The sequence below is a fragment of the Roseomonas sp. KE2513 genome (assembly GCF_016107305.1).
GTDB lineage: Bacteria > Pseudomonadota > Alphaproteobacteria > Acetobacterales > Acetobacteraceae > Roseomonas.
Genome location: NZ_RCVR01000021.1, coordinates 18,707 through 35,826 on the forward strand (window position 1 = coordinate 18,707; position 17,120 = coordinate 35,826).

Annotated in this window: 11 protein-coding genes; 4 read left to right on the forward strand and 7 right to left on the reverse strand. The window is 67.8% G+C overall.

Annotation, left to right across the window (positions count from 1 at the left end; all coding sequences use genetic code 11):
* Positions 1–717: 717 nt before the first annotated feature.
* Genes D9599_RS19420 through D9599_RS19430 form a run of 3 tightly spaced genes read right to left on the reverse strand, consistent with a single transcriptional unit; the run spans position 718 to position 2,874 of the window.
* On the reverse strand, positions 718–1,524 hold the full coding sequence (locus D9599_RS19420) for a hypothetical protein (protein ID WP_198382946.1): 807 nt from the start codon (positions 1,522–1,524) through the stop codon (positions 718–720).
* Between the two features lie 4 nt (positions 1,525–1,528).
* Positions 1,529–2,320, reverse strand: a complete 792-nt coding sequence (locus D9599_RS19425; protein WP_198382947.1) for a hypothetical protein — start codon at positions 2,318–2,320, stop codon at positions 1,529–1,531.
* 2 nt (positions 2,321–2,322) lie between these two features.
* Positions 2,323–2,874 carry a hypothetical protein gene (locus D9599_RS19430; protein ID WP_198382948.1) on the reverse strand — a complete coding sequence of 184 codons (552 nt, stop codon included), beginning with the start codon at positions 2,872–2,874 and terminating at the stop codon, positions 2,323–2,325.
* A gap of 210 nt (positions 2,875–3,084) precedes the next feature.
* Here D9599_RS19430 and D9599_RS19435 point away from each other — a divergent pair, with 210 nt between their 5' ends.
* From D9599_RS19435 to D9599_RS19450, 4 genes are all read left to right on the forward strand, one after another.
* Positions 3,085–3,459: a hypothetical protein gene (locus D9599_RS19435; RefSeq protein WP_198382949.1), complete on the forward strand. Its 375-nt coding sequence runs from the start codon at positions 3,085–3,087 to the stop codon at positions 3,457–3,459.
* Positions 3,460–3,465: 6 nt separating this feature from the next.
* Entirely contained in the window at positions 3,466–6,870 is a 3,405-nt protein-coding gene (gene mobF / locus D9599_RS19440) for a MobF family relaxase (RefSeq protein WP_198382950.1), read from the forward strand.
* A gap of 297 nt (positions 6,871–7,167) precedes the next feature.
* Complete coding sequence (locus D9599_RS19445) at positions 7,168–9,699, forward strand: SIR2 family protein (protein ID WP_198382951.1); 2,532 nt, start codon at positions 7,168–7,170, stop codon at positions 9,697–9,699.
* Positions 9,699–11,204, forward strand: a complete 1,506-nt coding sequence (locus D9599_RS19450) for a hypothetical protein (protein ID WP_198382952.1) — start codon at positions 9,699–9,701, stop codon at positions 11,202–11,204. Before D9599_RS19445 ends, D9599_RS19450 begins: the two co-directional genes overlap by 1 nt.
* A 272-nt stretch (positions 11,205–11,476) precedes the next feature.
* Here the strand turns inward: D9599_RS19450 and D9599_RS19455 are convergent, their stop codons facing one another.
* From D9599_RS19455 to D9599_RS19470, 4 genes are read right to left on the reverse strand one after another with little or no spacing between them, the layout of a single operon-like run.
* A complete protein-coding gene (locus D9599_RS19455; protein ID WP_198382953.1) occupies positions 11,477–14,047 on the reverse strand; it encodes a type IV secretory system conjugative DNA transfer family protein in 2,571 nt (856 codons plus the stop codon).
* The gene (locus tag D9599_RS19460) at positions 14,044–14,997 is read right to left on the reverse strand and encodes an ATPase, T2SS/T4P/T4SS family (RefSeq protein WP_198382954.1); all 954 of its coding nucleotides are present in this window, start codon (positions 14,995–14,997) and stop codon (positions 14,044–14,046) included. Before D9599_RS19460 ends, D9599_RS19455 begins: the two co-directional genes overlap by 4 nt.
* Positions 14,997–16,067, reverse strand: coding sequence for a TrbI/VirB10 family protein (locus D9599_RS19465; protein ID WP_198382955.1), 1,071 nt, complete (start codon positions 16,065–16,067; stop codon positions 14,997–14,999). The genes D9599_RS19460 and D9599_RS19465 overlap by 1 nt, the downstream gene beginning before the upstream one ends.
* The gene (locus D9599_RS19470) at positions 16,064–17,119 is read right to left on the reverse strand and encodes a TrbG/VirB9 family P-type conjugative transfer protein (protein WP_198382956.1); all 1,056 of its coding nucleotides are present in this window, start codon (positions 17,117–17,119) and stop codon (positions 16,064–16,066) included. The genes D9599_RS19465 and D9599_RS19470 overlap by 4 nt, the downstream gene beginning before the upstream one ends.
* Between the last annotated feature and the right edge of the window lies 1 nt (position 17,120).

Below are 17,120 nucleotides of genomic sequence, written 5' to 3' on the forward strand. Positions count from 1 at the left end.
CGCCCTGGTGCCGCTGGCCGCCGGGGCAGCCCGCCGTGCCGGCGCCGCGGCCGGCTTCCTGGCCTGCTTTGTGGAAGTGGCGGCCGCACGGGCGCCACGCGCTGCGACCTTGCCGGTGGCCTTGCTGGCTGCTGCCGCACGCGGCGCCGCGCTGCGCCGGTTGGCGGCGGAAGCCGCCTTCTTGGCGCCCGCAGCGGAAGCTGGCTTCCGCTCGGCCTTCGCCGGGCGTGCCTCGCGCGCCGGCGCCTTCACGGCCGCCTTGCGAGCCGTCGGTGCCTTTGACGCAGCTGGCTTGCCGGTGCGCGACGGAGCACCCGTGCTCGCCTTGCCCCGAGTGGGAGTGGTAGCGCTTCGGGCGCTCCGCACTGCTGTGGGGGCCGCGGCAGCTTTCCGGCCCGGAGCCGCAGGCTTGCTGCGCGTGGTGGACGTTGTTGCGCGGCGGCCGGCTGAAGTGGCGCTTGGACGCGTTTTGCCGGGCGGAGCCTTGTTGCCAGGACGTTTGGCCATGATCACCTCCGATCGAAGTGGGCGGTTGGCGAGCAACCGATTCGCAGTGTGCGCTCTCGACGGTGCCGTGCAATCAGATCCGTTTGGACAAGGGTCTTGCTGATGACTCCAGCTGCACCATTGTCGCTAACCCGGACCTGACGTGTTCTGACGGGAATGGGGTCGCACGACTGAGGCGCAGCCCTTCCATACTGGCACCGCCCCGTAGCCCTATCGGCCCTCCCGCAAGAACCGCACTGGGTAGGCTCCCCTAAAATCCAGGACCTCACCGCGCCGGATCATGTCGTTGCCACGCAAAACCTCAAGCCCTGCTCCGGCAGCGTTGGGATAGACCCTTACAACGACCCTCTCGAGGGACTGCCCACTCCGGGTGATCACACCATTTGCGGCGATGTAGAGGGGCAGGCTGCGTGCGGCGAGCAGAAACACCACCCCTGCAACAACAGCCGCTGCCGCGGCATTCCACGCTTGCGGCACCTGCCTCGCACGCGACGCCAGAACGGCGCAGAGACCGCCAGCGGCCAAGGCCGCCAGCATCACCGCCGACATCGGCAGCGTGGGGAGTTCAGGCAGAGCCGACGCCAAGCTCAACGGGTCCCATCCATAGGCGACGGCCGCCACCGCCGCCGGGAGCACAGCTCCAGCCGGTACCAGCCCCCAGGCTGCCAACCGCCTCGCGCGTTCCAGACGGGCTATCTCGGCGCGGGCTGCCGTGTCCCGAACTCGCCAGGCCGCTAACTCCCGTTCGTGGTCCTCGTTCCTCTGCTGCGGTGCCGGCGGGGCTGCCTCGAAGGATGCACGAACCCGGGCATCGTCCGCCGGCAGAAGCCCGTCACCCGTAGCCCCGAGTTTTGCCGAGAGAGCCGCATAGGCGGCCGCGCGCTTTCCCGCCTCCTGGATGGCAAGGAGGTCGGAAGCCAGGGAGGCGCTGAGATCGACCCATTCCGCCTCAGCCGCCGCACTGGCGCGACGAAGAGAGGGCAGCACGCCCTCCCTCTTACGGGCCTCCTCCGCCACAGACCTATGCCGGGGCGGTGGCGGGCAGCGAACCGAAGACCGACATCGCCGCTTCGCCCCAGGAGGCTAGACGCCGCACGGCCAGAATAGCGTCCATGCGCTTCATGCCCTTGCCGACCCAGAAATCGACCGGCTGTGCCAGCGCGTCGTCGAGCCTCATACGCTGGTCCACCACCTGCGCCAGGGCGGGCGACATGCATCGCGGGAAGCGGGCCGCGTTCGCCCCATGCGTCTTAAGCAGGCTGCGAACCGCCGGGGCGTCCGGCGCCAGGGGGAACAGCGCCTCATCCCGTTCATTGATCAGCAACGTGCGAGCCGAAGCCGGTAGTGAGTAAGCGGCATAGCCCAGCGCATTGCTGGCGCTGGTCAGGGATGCCGTCTCCCCGGTCGTCAACGCATAGAAGCGAACCCGCTCGCCCGCGCCGAGTGGACCGTCGGCGCCGAACTCATCGAGCCACACCATGAGCGACTTTGTCAGGTTGGCTCCGAGGTCGAGCACCACGTCCCGACCCTCATTCTCCAGCAGCAGCTCTCCCAGGTCGTTCCACATGGCGTAGATCAGCCTGGGGTTGCGTTCGAGCTCCTCCATGGTGTTGGCGCCCAGGATGAAAGACCGGACTGCCTTGGCTCCGTAAATCGCGCCCAGCCGCGCCTCGGCTTCGACCTCGACAATGACGGGCAGACGGCCTGTGACCGTCACCAGCTGGGTAATGGCCACCTGGGCGGCCAATGTCTTGCCGACGCCTCCTTTGTCGGAGCCGAAGATGTGGACGGCAGGGGAGGTGGTCTCGGCCATGGTCATTCGCCTTTGCGCCAGTTGGGATCCGTGGGCACCTCAAAGCCGGCCCCGGCAGGGAAGGGCTTGCGAACCGCGCGAGCCATGACGGCCCGCAGTTTAGCCGCGCGCTCAGCTTCATCCCGGTCGTCGTCCCCTGCCGAAGAGCCCGAAGGGGGAGGTGTGTGTGTCTCGGCCTGGACCGTCGCAGGCGGGGGCACCACGGGGTCCAGTCCAGCCGGTGGCAGGTGTGAAGCGGGGGTGGCCGCCTGCTTCCCTGCCCTGGCCGGCGTCGCAGCACGACGCTTCCGGCCGCGCGGGTTCCGCTCCAGGCGAACGGCAGAGGCTGTCACCGCCACGATGTTGGCATCCAGGGGATCGCCATTCTTCTTGGTCAGGCCCCTCTTCGTCAGGATGGTAGCGACCTGCCCCCAACTGAGCTTGCGGTCGTCCTTGACCTTCATCACGGCATCAAGGTTATCCCGCAGGTACAGGCGCAGTTCGCCAGCCTTCCGCGGGTCAGACGCCGGCCCAAACTCCTGCGCCGCCTCAAGCAGCCACTCGACTTCGCTCATGGCATCCGCTGCACCTTCGTAGCCATAGCAGCACCTTAGCGTGGGCTTAGAGGCCCCAGCAACCTTTAGCCACCTTCGGGTAGTCTTAGAGTACCTTAATGCCACCTGGTGAGCAGCCACAGAAGGAGGAGAGACGTTCACACGGCGTGGCACCTTGTGGTGCTCAAATCTGCACAGTAGGTACTATACCCTCCTTGGAGGGGGTCTTCCATGGCCGCAGCGGCATCCAACCGGATATGGGCATCCCTCACGGACGAGGAGGCCGAGGAGGTCACCAAGGCGGCCGAGGCGCGGGGCATGAGGTCGTCCGAGCTGGTCCGGATGGCGGTGCTCTCTTTCATCCGGCAGACCCCTCAGGAGGCCGCCGCCGCCGGAGGAGCCCCTATCCCCGCCCGGCTGGAGGCCTTGGTGGAAACCCTCGGCCGACACGTTGAGGCCATCGGCAAGGCCGTCCCGACCATGGAGGATGCCTGGGAGGAGCATGAAGCCGTGCGGGGCTCGCTCCGGGATATCGCTCAGGCAGTGGGCACCCTGGCCGGCGCTATCGAGCCACCGGATGGCCCGACCGACACCGGGCCGTTCTAGGACCGCGTGCTCAGCGTCAAGCGCATCGGTGGTGGCAAGGGTGGGCTGAACCTCTCGGCTGCGGCCGACTACTACGAGGGCGAGGCCCAGAAGGCTCAGCCCGATCAGGCCAACCCCTCCAAGGCCGCCGACGAATACCTCATGGCCGATGCCTCGGCGTCGCAGGCCACTTGGTGGAGCCCGTCCAACAGCTTGGCGCCGGATGGCAAGCCGATCGTCCCGGGGCAGCTCCGGCAGATGCTGGAGGGCAGGGGGCTGGACGGCGAGGCGCTGGTCCAGACCGCCGCCCGGAACAGCCGGGTCGGGGGGTGGGATCTCACCTTCAGCGCCCCGAAGGGGGTCGGGGTTCTCTACGCCACCGCCTCCCCCGAGATCCGGCAGGGCATCGCGGATGACATGGTGGCTTCCGCCCGCGCCGGTCTCCGCGCCCTCCATGACCGCGGGGTGTTCGAGACCCGGCGCGGTTCCGGCGGAGAGACACGCGAACGGGTGCAGGACGTGGCCGCCGGCCTCTTCCCGCAGTTCACCAGCCGAGCAGGCGACCCCCAACCGCACGTCCACGGTGTCCTGGGCAATATCGGGCTCCGGACGGATGGCTCCACCGGAGCCCTGGACCCGCAGAAGCTCTACCCCTGGAAGACCTACGGGGGCGCCATCTTCCGCGCCGAGTTGGCCAACCGCCTGGCCCTGCGCGGCGTGGCGATCCAGGAGGACGGGCAAGCCTTCACCATCGCCGGGGTGCCGCCCGCGCTGATCGCCACCTGGTCCAAGCGCCGGACGGTCATTCTCGACGCGCTGGATAAGGTGCGGGCCAACCTGGAGCAGGCCGGCGAACAGGAGCGCGCCGCCGCCACCGCGCCCGGCGTCCGGCAGGGGCCGCTCCGGGGCGCCCCCACCACCGCCCCCGACGAAGCCAAGGGCAAGCGCCTCCGGCTGTTGAAGGAGGAGATCACCCAGAGCACCCGGCGCACCAAGAGCACCGTCCCTGAGGACGGCAAGCTGGAGGCCCGATGGCTTCGGGAGCTGGAGGGGCTTGGCCTCACCAAGGAGACGGTCTGGCAGGCTGTGCGGGACGCGGCAGCGCGCCACCAGCGACCCGAGCAGCGCCCGGCCGACGCCGCCCTCACCGAGGCCCTGCAGCAGTCCTCCGTCGTCACCGACCGCACCCTCCGGCGCATGATCGCGGAGGCGTCCCAGGCGCGCGGTGGCGGCGCCGAGGGCGCCCATGCCGAGTACGACCGCCTCGTCGCCAGCAAGCGCCTCGTCGCTCTGGAGCCGAACCAGCGCGGCGAGATGGTCTTCACCACGCAGGAGTCGCTGGACCGCGAGCGCCGGATGCTGCGGGACGCGATGGAGCGCCGGGGCAAAGGCGGTCAGATCCGCAAGGCCGACGCCGAGGCCGCCATTGCTGCCCGGCCCAGCCTCTCCCCCGAGCAGGCGCAGGCAGTCCGGCACACCGCCCGCGGTGATGGCGTGGTGGTGGTAGAGGGCGTGGCAGGCGCGGGCAAGAGCTTCGCCCTGGCGGCCGTGGTGGATGCAGCGCGGCGCAGCGGCGCGCAGCCCATAGGTCTCGCCCCGTCCTGGACTGCGGCGGACGTGGTGCGACAGGAAGCCGCTCTCCCCGGGTCTCGCGCGCTACAGGGATTCGTCAAAGACCTTGATGCAGGGCGGGCCGAACTAAACCCACGCTCTGTGCTGATCGTGGACGAGGCCGGCATGGCCGCCTCGCGCGATGTAGCCTCACTCCTTTCCCACGCCCGCGACAAGGGCGCGCAGGTCGTGTTGGTTGGCGACCGCCGCCAGCTCCGCAGCGTGGAGCCGGGCGCACCATTCTCCGCCCTGGCCGATGCGCTTGGCGTTGCCCGCATGGAGGATGTGCGGCGGCAGGCCTCGCCGTGGATGAAACAGGCGAGCCAAGCCTTCGCATCGGGCGACAGCGTGGAGGGCTTGGCCCGATACGATGCGAAAGGCCGCGTTCGATGGGGGAGGGATGCAGCACACACCATCCAGCGCGTAGCCGACGCCTGGGAGAAGAACCGCCAGCAGAAGCCGGACGCATCCCGCCTGGTGCTGGCAGCGCGCAACGCGGACGTGCATGCCATCAACCGCAAGATCCGCAACCGGCTTGTTGCCGGTGGGGAGCTCGGTGCTGACGCCATCACGGTTCGCACCATCCATGCCGGAGGGCGCCGTGGTGCCCAGGGCGAGCTGCGCGAGATGGAGTTGCGCGCGGGCGACCGCCTGGCGCTCGGGGCGACGCTGACGAAGACCGGATACGATGTGCTGGCAAACGATGTGGCGACGCTAGAGGGCTTCACGCGCGGTGCGGACCCCACGCTCACCATCCGGCTCGATCGCACGCAGAAGACGCTCTCCCTCCGGCTGTCCGAGATCGCGCCCCCGGCACGGCAGGGTCAGGACCAATCCGCACCAGTCCTGCAGCACGCCTTTGCCCGCACCATCCACAAGGCGCAGGGCCAGACAACAGACTTCACCATCGTTCACGCTGGCGGCGGGCTCGATGCCTCGCGTGCCTATGTGGCCCTCACCCGTCACCGTGAGGACGCCGTGGTGGTGGCCGATGCCGGCGCCATCGCGCAGCGCCTGGCTAGCGATGGCGAGAAGCCGACCCGTGAAGCCATCCGCCGATCTTTCCTCCGCAGCGCGAAGGCGTCTTTCGATGGGCTGAACGCGTCCGACTACGTGGCCGACCGCGACACCTGGCTACACACCGGCGATCCGCGGAAACTGCCGGGTACGGCTCAGGAGACACGGATGCAGGCGATCATCCGGATTGCCGCAGAAGCCGCCAAGCGGGTGGGGCGCATGGTCCGGTGGCGGCCGGAGCGCATCCAGGCGCCCGAGAAACCAGCCCAGACCCCGACGCAGGTGCCAGTACCAGCGCCGAAGCACGCCGCTCCCGAGGCGCAACGGCAGGCACCGGCCGCCAAGGTGCGAATGCCGGAGGTGCCCGTTACCGAGCGCCTGGCGCGGGTCTATGCGGCGAGGGTGTCGCGGGGAGAGATGGGCTTTACCGACGCGGTAGATGCCCTGGTGTCTGCCGATCGACGCGAGGCCGAACGCACGCTCGAATATCACTGGAACCCTGTGCACCAGATCGCCACGCCCAAGGGCGGACGCCGACCTGTCGATCCAGAGGTTTGGACGAACCGGCTGGAGCGGCGGATCAGCCTGTTTGAGCAGGGCTCCACCGAGGCGCTATGGCCTGAGCTGGCTAGGGTCAAGCAGCAGGCCGAGGCGCAGGCACGTACCCAGACAACTATCCCCACCAAGGCCAGCAACGAACGCAGCGAATCCACGCCATTCCGCGCCATTCCCAGCACGACAAAAGCCCCGCCGCCTGACAAAAAGGGGACGGGGCGGGAGCGCGGGCCGAGGATGACGCGCTAATAACAGCCCGCCGTGGCACAGACTGATCCCGACCCTTCCACGACATTGGTACTTGTTGGCGCAAAGTCGGACGTTGATGTGAAAGCAGACATAGCGTCACTGCCGGTACATGCGGCTGCGTCGCACCCGATGCGGCCGAACATCCGTCGTGATGGCTGATCCGCAAGCGGACGTAGCCGCGACGTGAGTTTCTTCCCAACACGTCGTCCGTCCTACGCTTTGGCACTGACTGGAACGATATGTGAACGCCTGCTAGCCTTCATTGTCGCGAATCGGGGGAGCCCAGGGTCGCCGCCCATGGATGATATCTCGGAAGGGGCCCGGCTCCTGGCATCGCTCTTCCGGGCCGACCAGACTGCCCGTCCCGTCCTACTCCTCGGGGCCGGGGCGTCCTTCAGCTCTGGCGTCCCGACTGCGCGGGAGTGCGTCAGCCGCATCGCACGCAGGTTCTACGCCGACCGCGTCGCACGTGGCGGGCTGCCGGTCGAGCGCGTCAAAGTCAGCGAATGGATGGATTGGCTCGCCTCGCGACCGTGGTTCGTACCTGGTGAGGACCGTTTCGCCGAGAACTTCCCGCTCGCGGTGGAGCACCTGCTAACGCCCCAGGAGTACAAGCGCGAGGTGCTCCTCGACCTGATGGTCCCGCGTGCGGGCATCAAGTCGGGTTACCGCCATTTGGCCGAGTTCGTGGTGCGCGGGCTCGTGAAGACGATTCTCACGACGAACTTCGACCGCTGCATCCCGGAGGCGCTGTCCAGCCTTGGCCCTCATGTCCCGCGCCTAACCGAGGTCAACAAGACTCCCGGTGACCTCCAGGCCTTCGACATGTGGTCGCGCGCTCAACTTGTTTGGCTGCACGGCACGGCGGAGCACTACACTGACCGAAACCTGCACAGGGAAACGGAGCAGCTCGACGACCCTCTCGTCTCCACTCTCCGGCCGTTGCTCGGATCGTCCCCACTCGTCGTTATCGGCTACCGGGGAGCCGAGGCGTCCATCATGGAGCACCTGCTCGGCGACCCTTCCAGTGCGAACGGGTTCAAGCGCGGCATCTACTGGTGCCTGAGGAAGGGGGAGGAGCCGCATGCCTCTGTGGAAGCCCTGCGCAGGAAGGTCGGCTCGAACTTCCGGTACGTGACGATAGCGGGCTTCGACGAACTCATCGGCACGCTCGCAGCTGATCTCGTTGGCGAGGATTGCTACCCTTCTACCACCCCCCGCTCTCACCGTCCCCAGGACGAGATCCCGTTCGACGACCAGCCCCTCGCGGAAGCGACGGAGGCCGACGTGGACGAGGACCTCGCCCTGTCTACGCTGATCCGGTACTGTGAGGCGATCGGCCGGGCACCGGTAACGCGGAGCAGCTTAAAGGCGCTGCTCGCCGAGTTGCAGCTCGTCGCGACGCACGAGGGGCGGATCGTCCCGACCCGGGGCTGCATCCTCCTCTTCGGCAAGGACCCGCAGAGATTTATGCCCCACGCCGTGGTGGAGGCGACGATTGCCGGCAAGAAGCGGCAGGTGTTCTCGGGCAACCTCCTCGGACAGCGCGAGGCGCTGCAGGCTTGGCTAGACTCGTGGGACGTGAATCCGGTGCTGAAGGTGAAGGCGAAGACGGCCCACGAGGACCGTCGGGCCGTCCCCGAGTTGGCCCTGACCGAACTCGCGGCGAACGCGCTCCTCCACCGCGATTACGCTATTCCTGAGCCAGTTGAGGTGGATGCCGCCGAGGACGGGTTCACCTTCCGCAGCCCGGGCGCTCTGCCTGCCGGTCTGGCGCGGCGCGTCCAGCCGGACTCGGAGGGGCGATTCCAGCCCCTCCGACTCCACAGCGAGCCAAGAAACCGCTCGCTTTGCGACGTGTTCTTCGGGCTCCATTACATGCAGCGTCACGGGACGGGCCTCGCCGACGTGGAGGACCTAGCCCGCGGGAACGGCGGCCGAGCGGACTTCCGTAGCGACTCCGCCGCGGCCCGGTTCGAGGCTTTGCTCCGACGTCCTTTGCCGTCGGGTGGTTCCCGGGAGGTCGCCCGCGACCAGCGCCAGTTCGCCACCTACGTCCTGAACACACTGCCCTTCGCGGCCCTGCCGTCCACTCTCACCGTGCTCCAGTTACGCGGAAGCTTCCGCGAGCGGCCCCGCGACCTGGACCTTTCGGACGCGGGCACCTTCGCGCCTGTGGGCGGCAATCGGGTGGTCAGCTTCGTCCCGCTGCCGCTCCTCGCGGCAGCGTTTGGTCTGTACCACGATCCGTCGAGCAGCCTCGAGCTGGACCTCGCCGCCGTCGGGGAGGGCGAGTGGCAAGACGAGCTGTCATGGTTGCTCCGACGCCACTTTGAGCAGCACGTACGAGGCCTCCGGTCCGAGGGGCTCATCCTCGAAGCCGAGTTGCCGGATCGGAGGAGCGCAAGACGGGCCTACTTCGTCGGGGACGGCAACGGGAAGCCACGCGACGTCAACTACCTCTCAGGCGTCGGACGCCGAGTACGCCGACAGACCGTGAAGGATCGGGGCAACGGGGCCTCTCGCCCATGGTTCGAGAATGAGGGGTTCGGCTACGCCGTCGTGCGCGCGGCCGAGGGCTGGGGCATTCGCATCAAGCCCTTCTACATGTTCACGGGAGCCGATTCCCGCACGCCTCTGCCTCCTTTCATGCAGGGGTCCCGCGCGACGCGACGGGTCAAGTTCGATCGAAACAAGAACGTCGAGGACGACCTAACCTTCTGGGCCCGGTTTATCGGGCGCGGCCAGCCCGTTATCGACGTCGGGCAGCAGCACGTCGGCGACCTTCTCCTGCAAGGCTCCTTCCTGACCTGCGAGGTGCCCCTCTGATGAGCCCGTCCGGCCTGAAGGTCCGAATTGAGGTGTTGGAGGAGCCCCCGCTCAGCTTCGGGGCGGGCCAGAGCGTCGAGCCGAGGAAGGGTCTCGCGGCAGGCGGGCCCGCCATTGGCGTGCCGAGCCTCGTCAATCTCGGCCTCGTCACCCTACAGCGGGACGTCGAGGAGGCCCGCTCCTGGCTCGAGGGACTGAACCGGTTCGAGGCTGCGCACGACGCGAACGCGCGGCGCTTTCCGCGGTGGCCCGGCGCCCCCAAGGCCCTTGGGACCACCTTCCGCATCGAGCCGCGCCTCATTCGGACGATCGACGACGCGGAGTACGCCGAGCTGCTCCTGAGGAGGCAGACGCCCGGCGGATTTGAGGCGCTGCTGGAGATGCTAGACGAGCGGGTGAAGGCCCTCCTCTCTGATCAGCCACCCTCCTGCGTGGTGATCTACCTGCCGGACGAACTCGCCGAGCTTCGTCTCGTCAATCCGGCGCTGTCCCCCGAGGAGCGCCGCCTCTTAGAGGCCCTCAAAGCGGAGGAGGAGTCAGACCAGCTCTCGCTCTTTCAGCCGACGTCCGAAGAGAAGGAAAAGGCGGAGGCGTTGAGGGCGACGGCCGAGGAGCTTCTCTATCAATCCTTCTACCGGGCGCTGAAAACCCGGGCGATGTTCCATCAGAATGCGGCGCCGCTTCAAATCCTGCGCTACGACACCGTCCGCCGTCCGAACGGCCGGGGCCAGAGCCGGGCCACGCGCGCGTGGAACATGGCGACGACCCTGCTTTACAAGTGCGGGGGGATACCCTGGAGACCTACGGGCCTGCCGAGGAACGTCTGCTTCGTCGGCATCTCGTTCCACCACATCCGCCGCCGGACGGGAGGCATCGTCTACGCGAGCGTAGCACAGGCGGTGTCAACGGAGTTGGAGCCGTTCGCGATCAAGGGCGCCGAGATCGACCAGGAACAGCGCCGGGATCGACGCCCGTACCTCACGGCCGACCAAGCCGCAGTTCTGATCGCGGACGTCGTCGTGAAGTACCGCTTGTCCGCCGGTGTCGCCCCCGACCGCGTGGTTGTGCACAAGACATCCGGCTACGAGCCTGAGGAGGTCGAAGGCTTCCGGCGGGGAGCGCAGCGGGACGTCGCCGCCTGTGACCTCGTCTGGTTGAGGGAGACATCATTTCGCTTGATCCGCCGGGGTGCAGAGGAACCGGTGAGGGGCACGTTCTGCACGATCGGCGACGAGAGCTACCTATTCACGGTGGGGCGGCTGCCGTGGTGGGGGGAGTATCCCGGCCCGCACATCCCCGCACCGCTGGAAATCGGGTCGGCCGGATCCACCGACCTCCGCGAGCGGGCGTTGGAAATTCTTGCGCTCTCTAAGATGGACTGGAATTCCACCGAAGGCGTCTCGCGGTACCCCATCACTGTCGGCTTCGCCCGGAAGGTGGGCCTCGGCATGAGCATGCTATCCGAGAACCAAGCACCCAACCCGTCTTATCGCTTCCACGCATGATCCTTCGTGTAGACTTAGCGCTTCTGAGCGCATCGGGCGTCGTGTACTGGACTAAATCTCGTTTATGTCCGCTCCCGACCGAGGCCGTGGGAAAAGGCAGCCGCGATCTTGGTGAACAGGATGTCCGTTCTAGGCGGGCCCATTCTTCCCGTAGAGAACGGTCAGGCAGCTACCTAAGCCTACACTTTTGAAGGCTCGACTCAGAGACAGAGAAAAAGATCCTCCGATTTCGTTGCATCCTTGCGTTTTCACACAAGTTGGACCCCGAGCGGTCATCCGCCAGGATGGCTAGCAGAAGGGCGCATCTTGTCTAGGACACGGCCGAGGTGTTCCGCCCGACGCTTCCGAGCAGCGGCATCACGCCGCGCGAGCGAAAGGTCGGACTTGGCGTTGGCCACCGCCTGTTGCGCTTCTGCGGCAGCGATGGTGGCCGCGGTTGAGGCTTCTGCGGCGGCTTGCGCCTTTGCGTGGGCTGCTGCCTGGGCTTGCGCGCTGATATCCAGATCCCCCTGCTGCGCCTCAATGGCCTGGAGGCGGGCCTTGGCACTGGCGACTGCCTGGCGAGCCTCAACGGCTGCGGATGTGGCTGAGGTTTGCTCAGCATCGGCGGTGGCGGCTACGGTCGATGCTGCGACGGCTGCCTCTTGCTTGGCTCGGACCGCCTCCATAACTTCGAGCGAGGCATTAGGCACCTTGGAGGCCCGGCGAGCCTCAGCCGCGTCTATGCGCGCTTCCGCCGCCCTCCGGCTGGCCTGCCCCGCTGCGTCCTGCGCCACGGCTGCTGCCGAGGTAGCCCTCGCCGCAGCGTCAACCGCCTCTGCCACTTTGGCGACGGCAACAGCCCGAGCGGATGCCGCCTCTTCCCACGCCTTGGCATCCTTCTTGGCCTCAGTGGCGGCCTGCCGCGCCAGCCGGGCGACCTCCTGGGCGGTTGCGGCCTCACGGACCCGGACCAGCACCTCCGCCTCTGTGACGCGCTCCACCTCGCCCGCGGATTTCGCCTGGATCGCCGCTTCAGCGGCTGCCTTCTCGACCTCAGCAAACTCGGCCTCAGCCCGGGCTGCTGCCTCTTCCTTCGCCCGCTCATGGTGCACCTGGCTCTCGGCCTGTGCCCTGGCAATCGCCTCCGGATCGTCACGCTCAACCCGTAAATGCAGTTGAGGCACGGGCGGCGGTGCTCCCTTCATTCCCCGGAAGAAGGAATCCTTGAACCAGACGACACGGGCGAGCTTGAGCGGGGGCAGGCCCGGCCGAAGGACAAGCATCTCGTCCCGGGATAGCCGCTGGACCTCCTGCGGCAGCATGAGCGCCCGCTGGCGCACCGCCTCGCTTTCGGACTGCCTGGCCGGGCTCAGCCAGCCGAAGAATCGCGGGCGGTTCGTGGTGGTCTCGGTCACGGTGTCAGCGCCAGCCCGCTTGCTCACCTCCTCCGCGAGCTTCTGGTCCGCACCCCCGAAGAGCAACTCGGCCCCGGTGTTCAGGAAGATGTTTTCCGCGCCCTGCTCCCCGTAGATGCTGTGCAACTGCTGCTTGCTCTGCACCACGTAGAGCAGGCGGAAACCGAAGCTGGCCGTAAAGGCGGCAGCATCGGCCAGGATATCCATCCGACCCGGCGCCCAGAACTCGTCCATCTCGACTGCGACCTGGTAGCGGTGGCGGGGATCGTCCGAGAACTCGCGCCGGGTGTTGAAGTCCACGAGCTGCTGGAAGAACAGGGCGAACAGAGGGCGCAGCCGGCGGATATCAGCCACCTCGGCGCAGACAAAGACGCTCATCGGCTCCCGGCGCAGCGCTGCCAGATCAAAGTCGCTCACCTCGGTCGCGGCGGCGATCACCTCGCTATCCCACAACGCCATGGCGGTCAGGGCGGTATCGCGCACCCCGTTGGCGCCCTCCTCGCCCTTGCGGTCGAGCCAACCGAGGATGGTGTCCACGGCCGAGGCGGAATAGGGCCGGGCCTCGTTCCGCGCCTCAGCAATCATCTGCCGAAAATGCTTGTCGTAGTCCGACCGGCCCAGCAGGCGCTTGACCCCAGCGATGTTCAGCGCGGCACCCGGGGTCTCGGCCAGCAGCACCGCCGCGGCGGTGGCGATCCGCCGGCCCGCATTGTCCCAAAAGGGGTTGTTGGCCTTGGTCTCCGGGATAACGAATTGCATGACCCGCTGAACGGCATCGTAACAGCCAACGCCGCCGCGAGGCACGTTGCCCAGTGGGTTCCACCGATGGCTCCGGCCATCCGGGTTAGTCGGGTCAAACACAAAGACGGCTTGCCCCTTCCGGGCGCGCTCCGCCGCCGCGTCCCGCACCAAGTCGCGTTTGATGGAGAAGGCGATCAGGGAGCCGCCCCAGTTCAGGGCGTTCGGCACCACCACGGACACGCCCTTGCCACTGCGGGTGCGGGCGTAGAGGGAGACATGCTCCTCACCGGGCAGGCTCACATACCGGCGCCCAAAGCCCTGCGTGCGGCCGAGCAGGAAGGCGTTGCCCAGAGGCCGATGAGAGAAGACGAGGCCGGATTTCCTGGCCTCGTTCTCGGTGGCGAAGTGGCTTTCTCCGAAAAGCTTCCTCTTCGAGCCACGCATCTTCGCCATGCGGATCAGCGGGACGAGCAGCGCCAGGGCAACGAGAACGCCACTGGCGACAAGCCACAAGCTGGTAAGGGCGTTCAGGCCAAAGTCATGCCGGTACTCGAGCCATTGCCAGAGGTAGGCGCTGCGGGGAATGTCGGGGTGCCCCCACAGCTGGGTGCCTGCCAGGAAGACGAGAGACGACAGACCGACCCAGAGGAAAGGCGCCGCCACGATATAGGCTAGTACGAGCGCGGGCTTGGCGACGCTCCTCAAGCCGCGACCTCTTCAAGGTGGGTCACACGGTAGGGCACGGCAGCACCGGCCACCTTCTCGCAGTGAGCCACAACGTTGATACTGTTGCGGAGCAGTTCGTTGATCAGATCCTCGGATGCGCTGGCCGCGGAGGGGTTCTCGCGGATCATCAGCATCAGCGCGTCCATGGCCTTCCGCACACCTGGCCGAGCGTGCGCGGTGGTGATCCCGCCCGGGTGTCCCGACTGCAGCGCGCGGAGGTAGGCCCAGCATTCGGCCGTCCGCATCTCCCCGAAGAGAATGCGGTCGGGCCGCTGGCGCAGCGCGAGTTCTAACGCCTGGGTGGCCGTGGGAAGGCCGCGCGCCTCGGACCCCGCCTGGGCATAGACGATGGGCACCCAGTTCCGGTGGGGCAGGTCCCACTCGGGCACGCTCTCCATGGTGATCAGGCGCTGATCCTCGGGGATTTCCCGGATCAGCGCCTCGGCAAAGGTCGTCTTGCTGCTGCCCGTCTCCCCGGTGGCGAGGAAGGTGTGCTTCGCCAGCACGCGCCCCCGACACCAGGCTACCCAGTCCGTCCCCTTGGGCAGGAAATCGAAGTAGCCGCGCTCGGCAAGCCATTCGAGGGTGGGGATGAAGGAGGTTGCCCGCTTTCGGATCGTGAGGTTGATCGTGCCTGCCGGCGTGGACGGCGGGCCTGCCATGGTGATGCGGTGGCGGCCGGGCAGGCGGGAGCTTACGCCCAGCGTGTTCTCCCCGAAGTGCTGCCCCGTCCGATGGGCGGCGAGGATCGCGAGCGAGAGGCAGCGCGAGTAGGTCAGCGCGGGGTCTTCATACCAATGCCACCCCTTGCTGTTCTCCACGCCGAACTTGCCGGGCTCCAGCACGACAACCTCCCGGGTGTCGGGATCGTCCAGCGCGCCCGCGAACGGCACCAGGAGGCGGTTCAGGGTGATCTCGGCGGGCTGCATCAGCGAATGTCCAGGGAGAGGGCAGGGGAGAAGTCCACAGGCTCGACCACCAGGAAGGAGATCTGCTCCCCCTGGTTCTTCGTCACCGTGTTCTGGATCTGACGCCCGGCGCCGAGCGCGTCCGCGATAGTCCGGTCCAGACCGGCGCCCTGGATGTTGATGTTGGTTGAGCCGCTGCCGGCCGCCTGGCTGCGCACCGCATCCTGCGCAACGTTGATGGCGCCTTGCGAAAGCAGCAGGAGAGCCGCCGAGCCGAACCGCTCCCTCCAATGGGTGTTCACGTTGCCCGAGATGCCGCTACGACCGAGGCTGTCTCCGGCCTGGGCGCCGAGCGGAACAGGGATGCCCTCGCGAGTGAGGGCGAAGGCGTGCAGGGCGTTGATGCGCTCCTGCCCCTGGCCGACCTGGCTGTCATAGGTGCCGGTGATGGTCGTCCCCTTCTCCATGAGGGTGACGCCAGCCTGCGACCTGATCGGCTTGTCTGTGAGGCAGAAGAACGGCCCCGGCCTCTCGCTGTTGAGGGCCGTCTGCAGCTCGCAGGTATAGACACCGGGCCGGAGCACGAAGGTCATATCCATCGCCGCGCCGACGCGCCGCCCAGGGATCGTGGACCCTGCGAACGCCACCCTCGTCTCCTGCGGCGTTCCCGCGCTTGCCCCTGCGGGCGTCCCGTTGCCCCCTGCCTGTGCCGCCGCCGCCGCCGGGGTAACAGGCCTGGCGTAGGGGTAGGGCTCAACGGGCGCGTAGGAGGTCATCCGGCCCCGCAGCACTGGCGGTGCGCTGCTGGCGCCGGACGGCTGCGGGCGGGCGACGGGGGGCTGCGCCTGCACCGTCTCGGGCTGCGGCCGAGATGCCTGGCTTATTTCCGGAGTTGGCGTGCGGAAGTTGATCAGCGCGGGTTCAATGGCCGTCGACCCACCCGCCGGGCTGGGCTCCTCCTGCCCCGGCGGGTTGCGCCAGAAGACAAAGGCGATGACGGCCGCCGTCCCCAGGATCAGAAGGGTGTTCTTCTGCGCCCCGCTCAATCCGCCTGGGCGCCTGGCGACAGAGGGCTCCTCCCGATCGCTCATGAGCGCCTTGCCACCCGGCGGACAACCCTCACCACGTCCGGGCTGGTCGTGCCGGTGCCGGGATCGCAGTTCCGGCCGAAGTTCGGGTTGCGGTTGTAGATGTGAACCACGCCCTCCCCAGCGCGCAGCCGGATCTCGCGCGCCGTGGTCGGGAGCACCGCGGTATCGGCCGCCTTCATAATCGGGAAGACCGACGACTCGCTGCCGTCCGGGTTCACCACGAAGAAGGCCGGGAGGGGGCGGTCGCCCGAGTAGAGGAAGGCGGTCTCCTGCCCGTTGTCCGTCACCTTCTCCGGGATGAAAGCGCGGCCGGCATCGTTCGCCTCACCCTCATAGAGCCAGTTGCGGCAGGCCGCCCCGGCGCCGAAGTAGTCCACCGCCAAACGCGCTGCCGCCAGTTGGGTGCGGGCCTGCCGGCGGGATTCCTCCCGGAGCGGCGCACCGGCGGTAGCACGGGCGCGGGCTTCCTCACGGCGAGCCGCCGCCTCGGCTTCACGCTTACGCCGGTCGTCGTCGGGGTAGCGGAAGATCAGGCCATAGGTGAACTCGCGATCCTCGCAGACCGCCTCACCTGCGCAATCCGTCGGCAGGTTCTTCGCCTGCACCGTGAACTGATAGGCGCGGTCCGGCTGCTGCCCGCCAGCGACCTGGGTGATTACCTGCAGCGTCGTGTACCCTGGAGCTTCTACCCACATCGGGAGGTTGTTGCGGAGCGGCGCCTGAGGTCCGGCGGTCTGGCCTTCTGCCGCCGCCGCAGCACTGGGCGGGGAAATCGTCTTGTTGCCGTCGCCGATGACGATGTGGACGATCTGCTCGGACGGTCCGAAGGTCAGGACAAAGGACCGCCCCACGGCGACCACCAGCCGTGTCCGGACGCCCGGGCGGTAATCCTGGGAGCGCATGTTCTGGTCTTCGAGATCGGCCCGGGGCAGGTTCGCCGCAGCGACGGTGGCGGCGGCCGGGGGAGAGGGCGTGGGAGCGCCCTGGGAGAGCGCAGGGGCGGCAATCGTCGTGGAGGCGAGCAGGGAGAGGACGAGGGTGATCTGGCGCATG

Excerpts from the sequence above, each read along its gene's own strand:
- D9599_RS19445 (WP_198382951.1), top strand. The coding sequence starts at position 7,168 with ATGGATGATATCTCGGAAGGGGCCCGGCTCCTGGCATCGCTCTTCCGG.
- D9599_RS19465 (WP_198382955.1), bottom strand. The coding sequence starts at position 16,067 with ATGAGCGATCGGGAGGAGCCCTCTGTCGCCAGGCGCCCAGGCGGATTG.
- D9599_RS19470 (WP_198382956.1), bottom strand. The coding sequence starts at position 17,119 with ATGCGCCAGATCACCCTCGTCCTCTCCCTGCTCGCCTCCACGACGATT.
- D9599_RS19435 (WP_198382949.1), top strand. The coding sequence starts at position 3,085 with ATGGCCGCAGCGGCATCCAACCGGATATGGGCATCCCTCACGGACGAG.
- D9599_RS19425 (WP_198382947.1), bottom strand. The coding sequence starts at position 2,320 with ATGGCCGAGACCACCTCCCCTGCCGTCCACATCTTCGGCTCCGACAAA.
- D9599_RS19450 (WP_198382952.1), top strand. The coding sequence starts at position 9,699 with ATGAGCCCGTCCGGCCTGAAGGTCCGAATTGAGGTGTTGGAGGAGCCC.
- D9599_RS19460 (WP_198382954.1), bottom strand. The coding sequence starts at position 14,997 with ATGCAGCCCGCCGAGATCACCCTGAACCGCCTCCTGGTGCCGTTCGCG.
- D9599_RS19430 (WP_198382948.1), bottom strand. The coding sequence starts at position 2,874 with ATGAGCGAAGTCGAGTGGCTGCTTGAGGCGGCGCAGGAGTTTGGGCCG.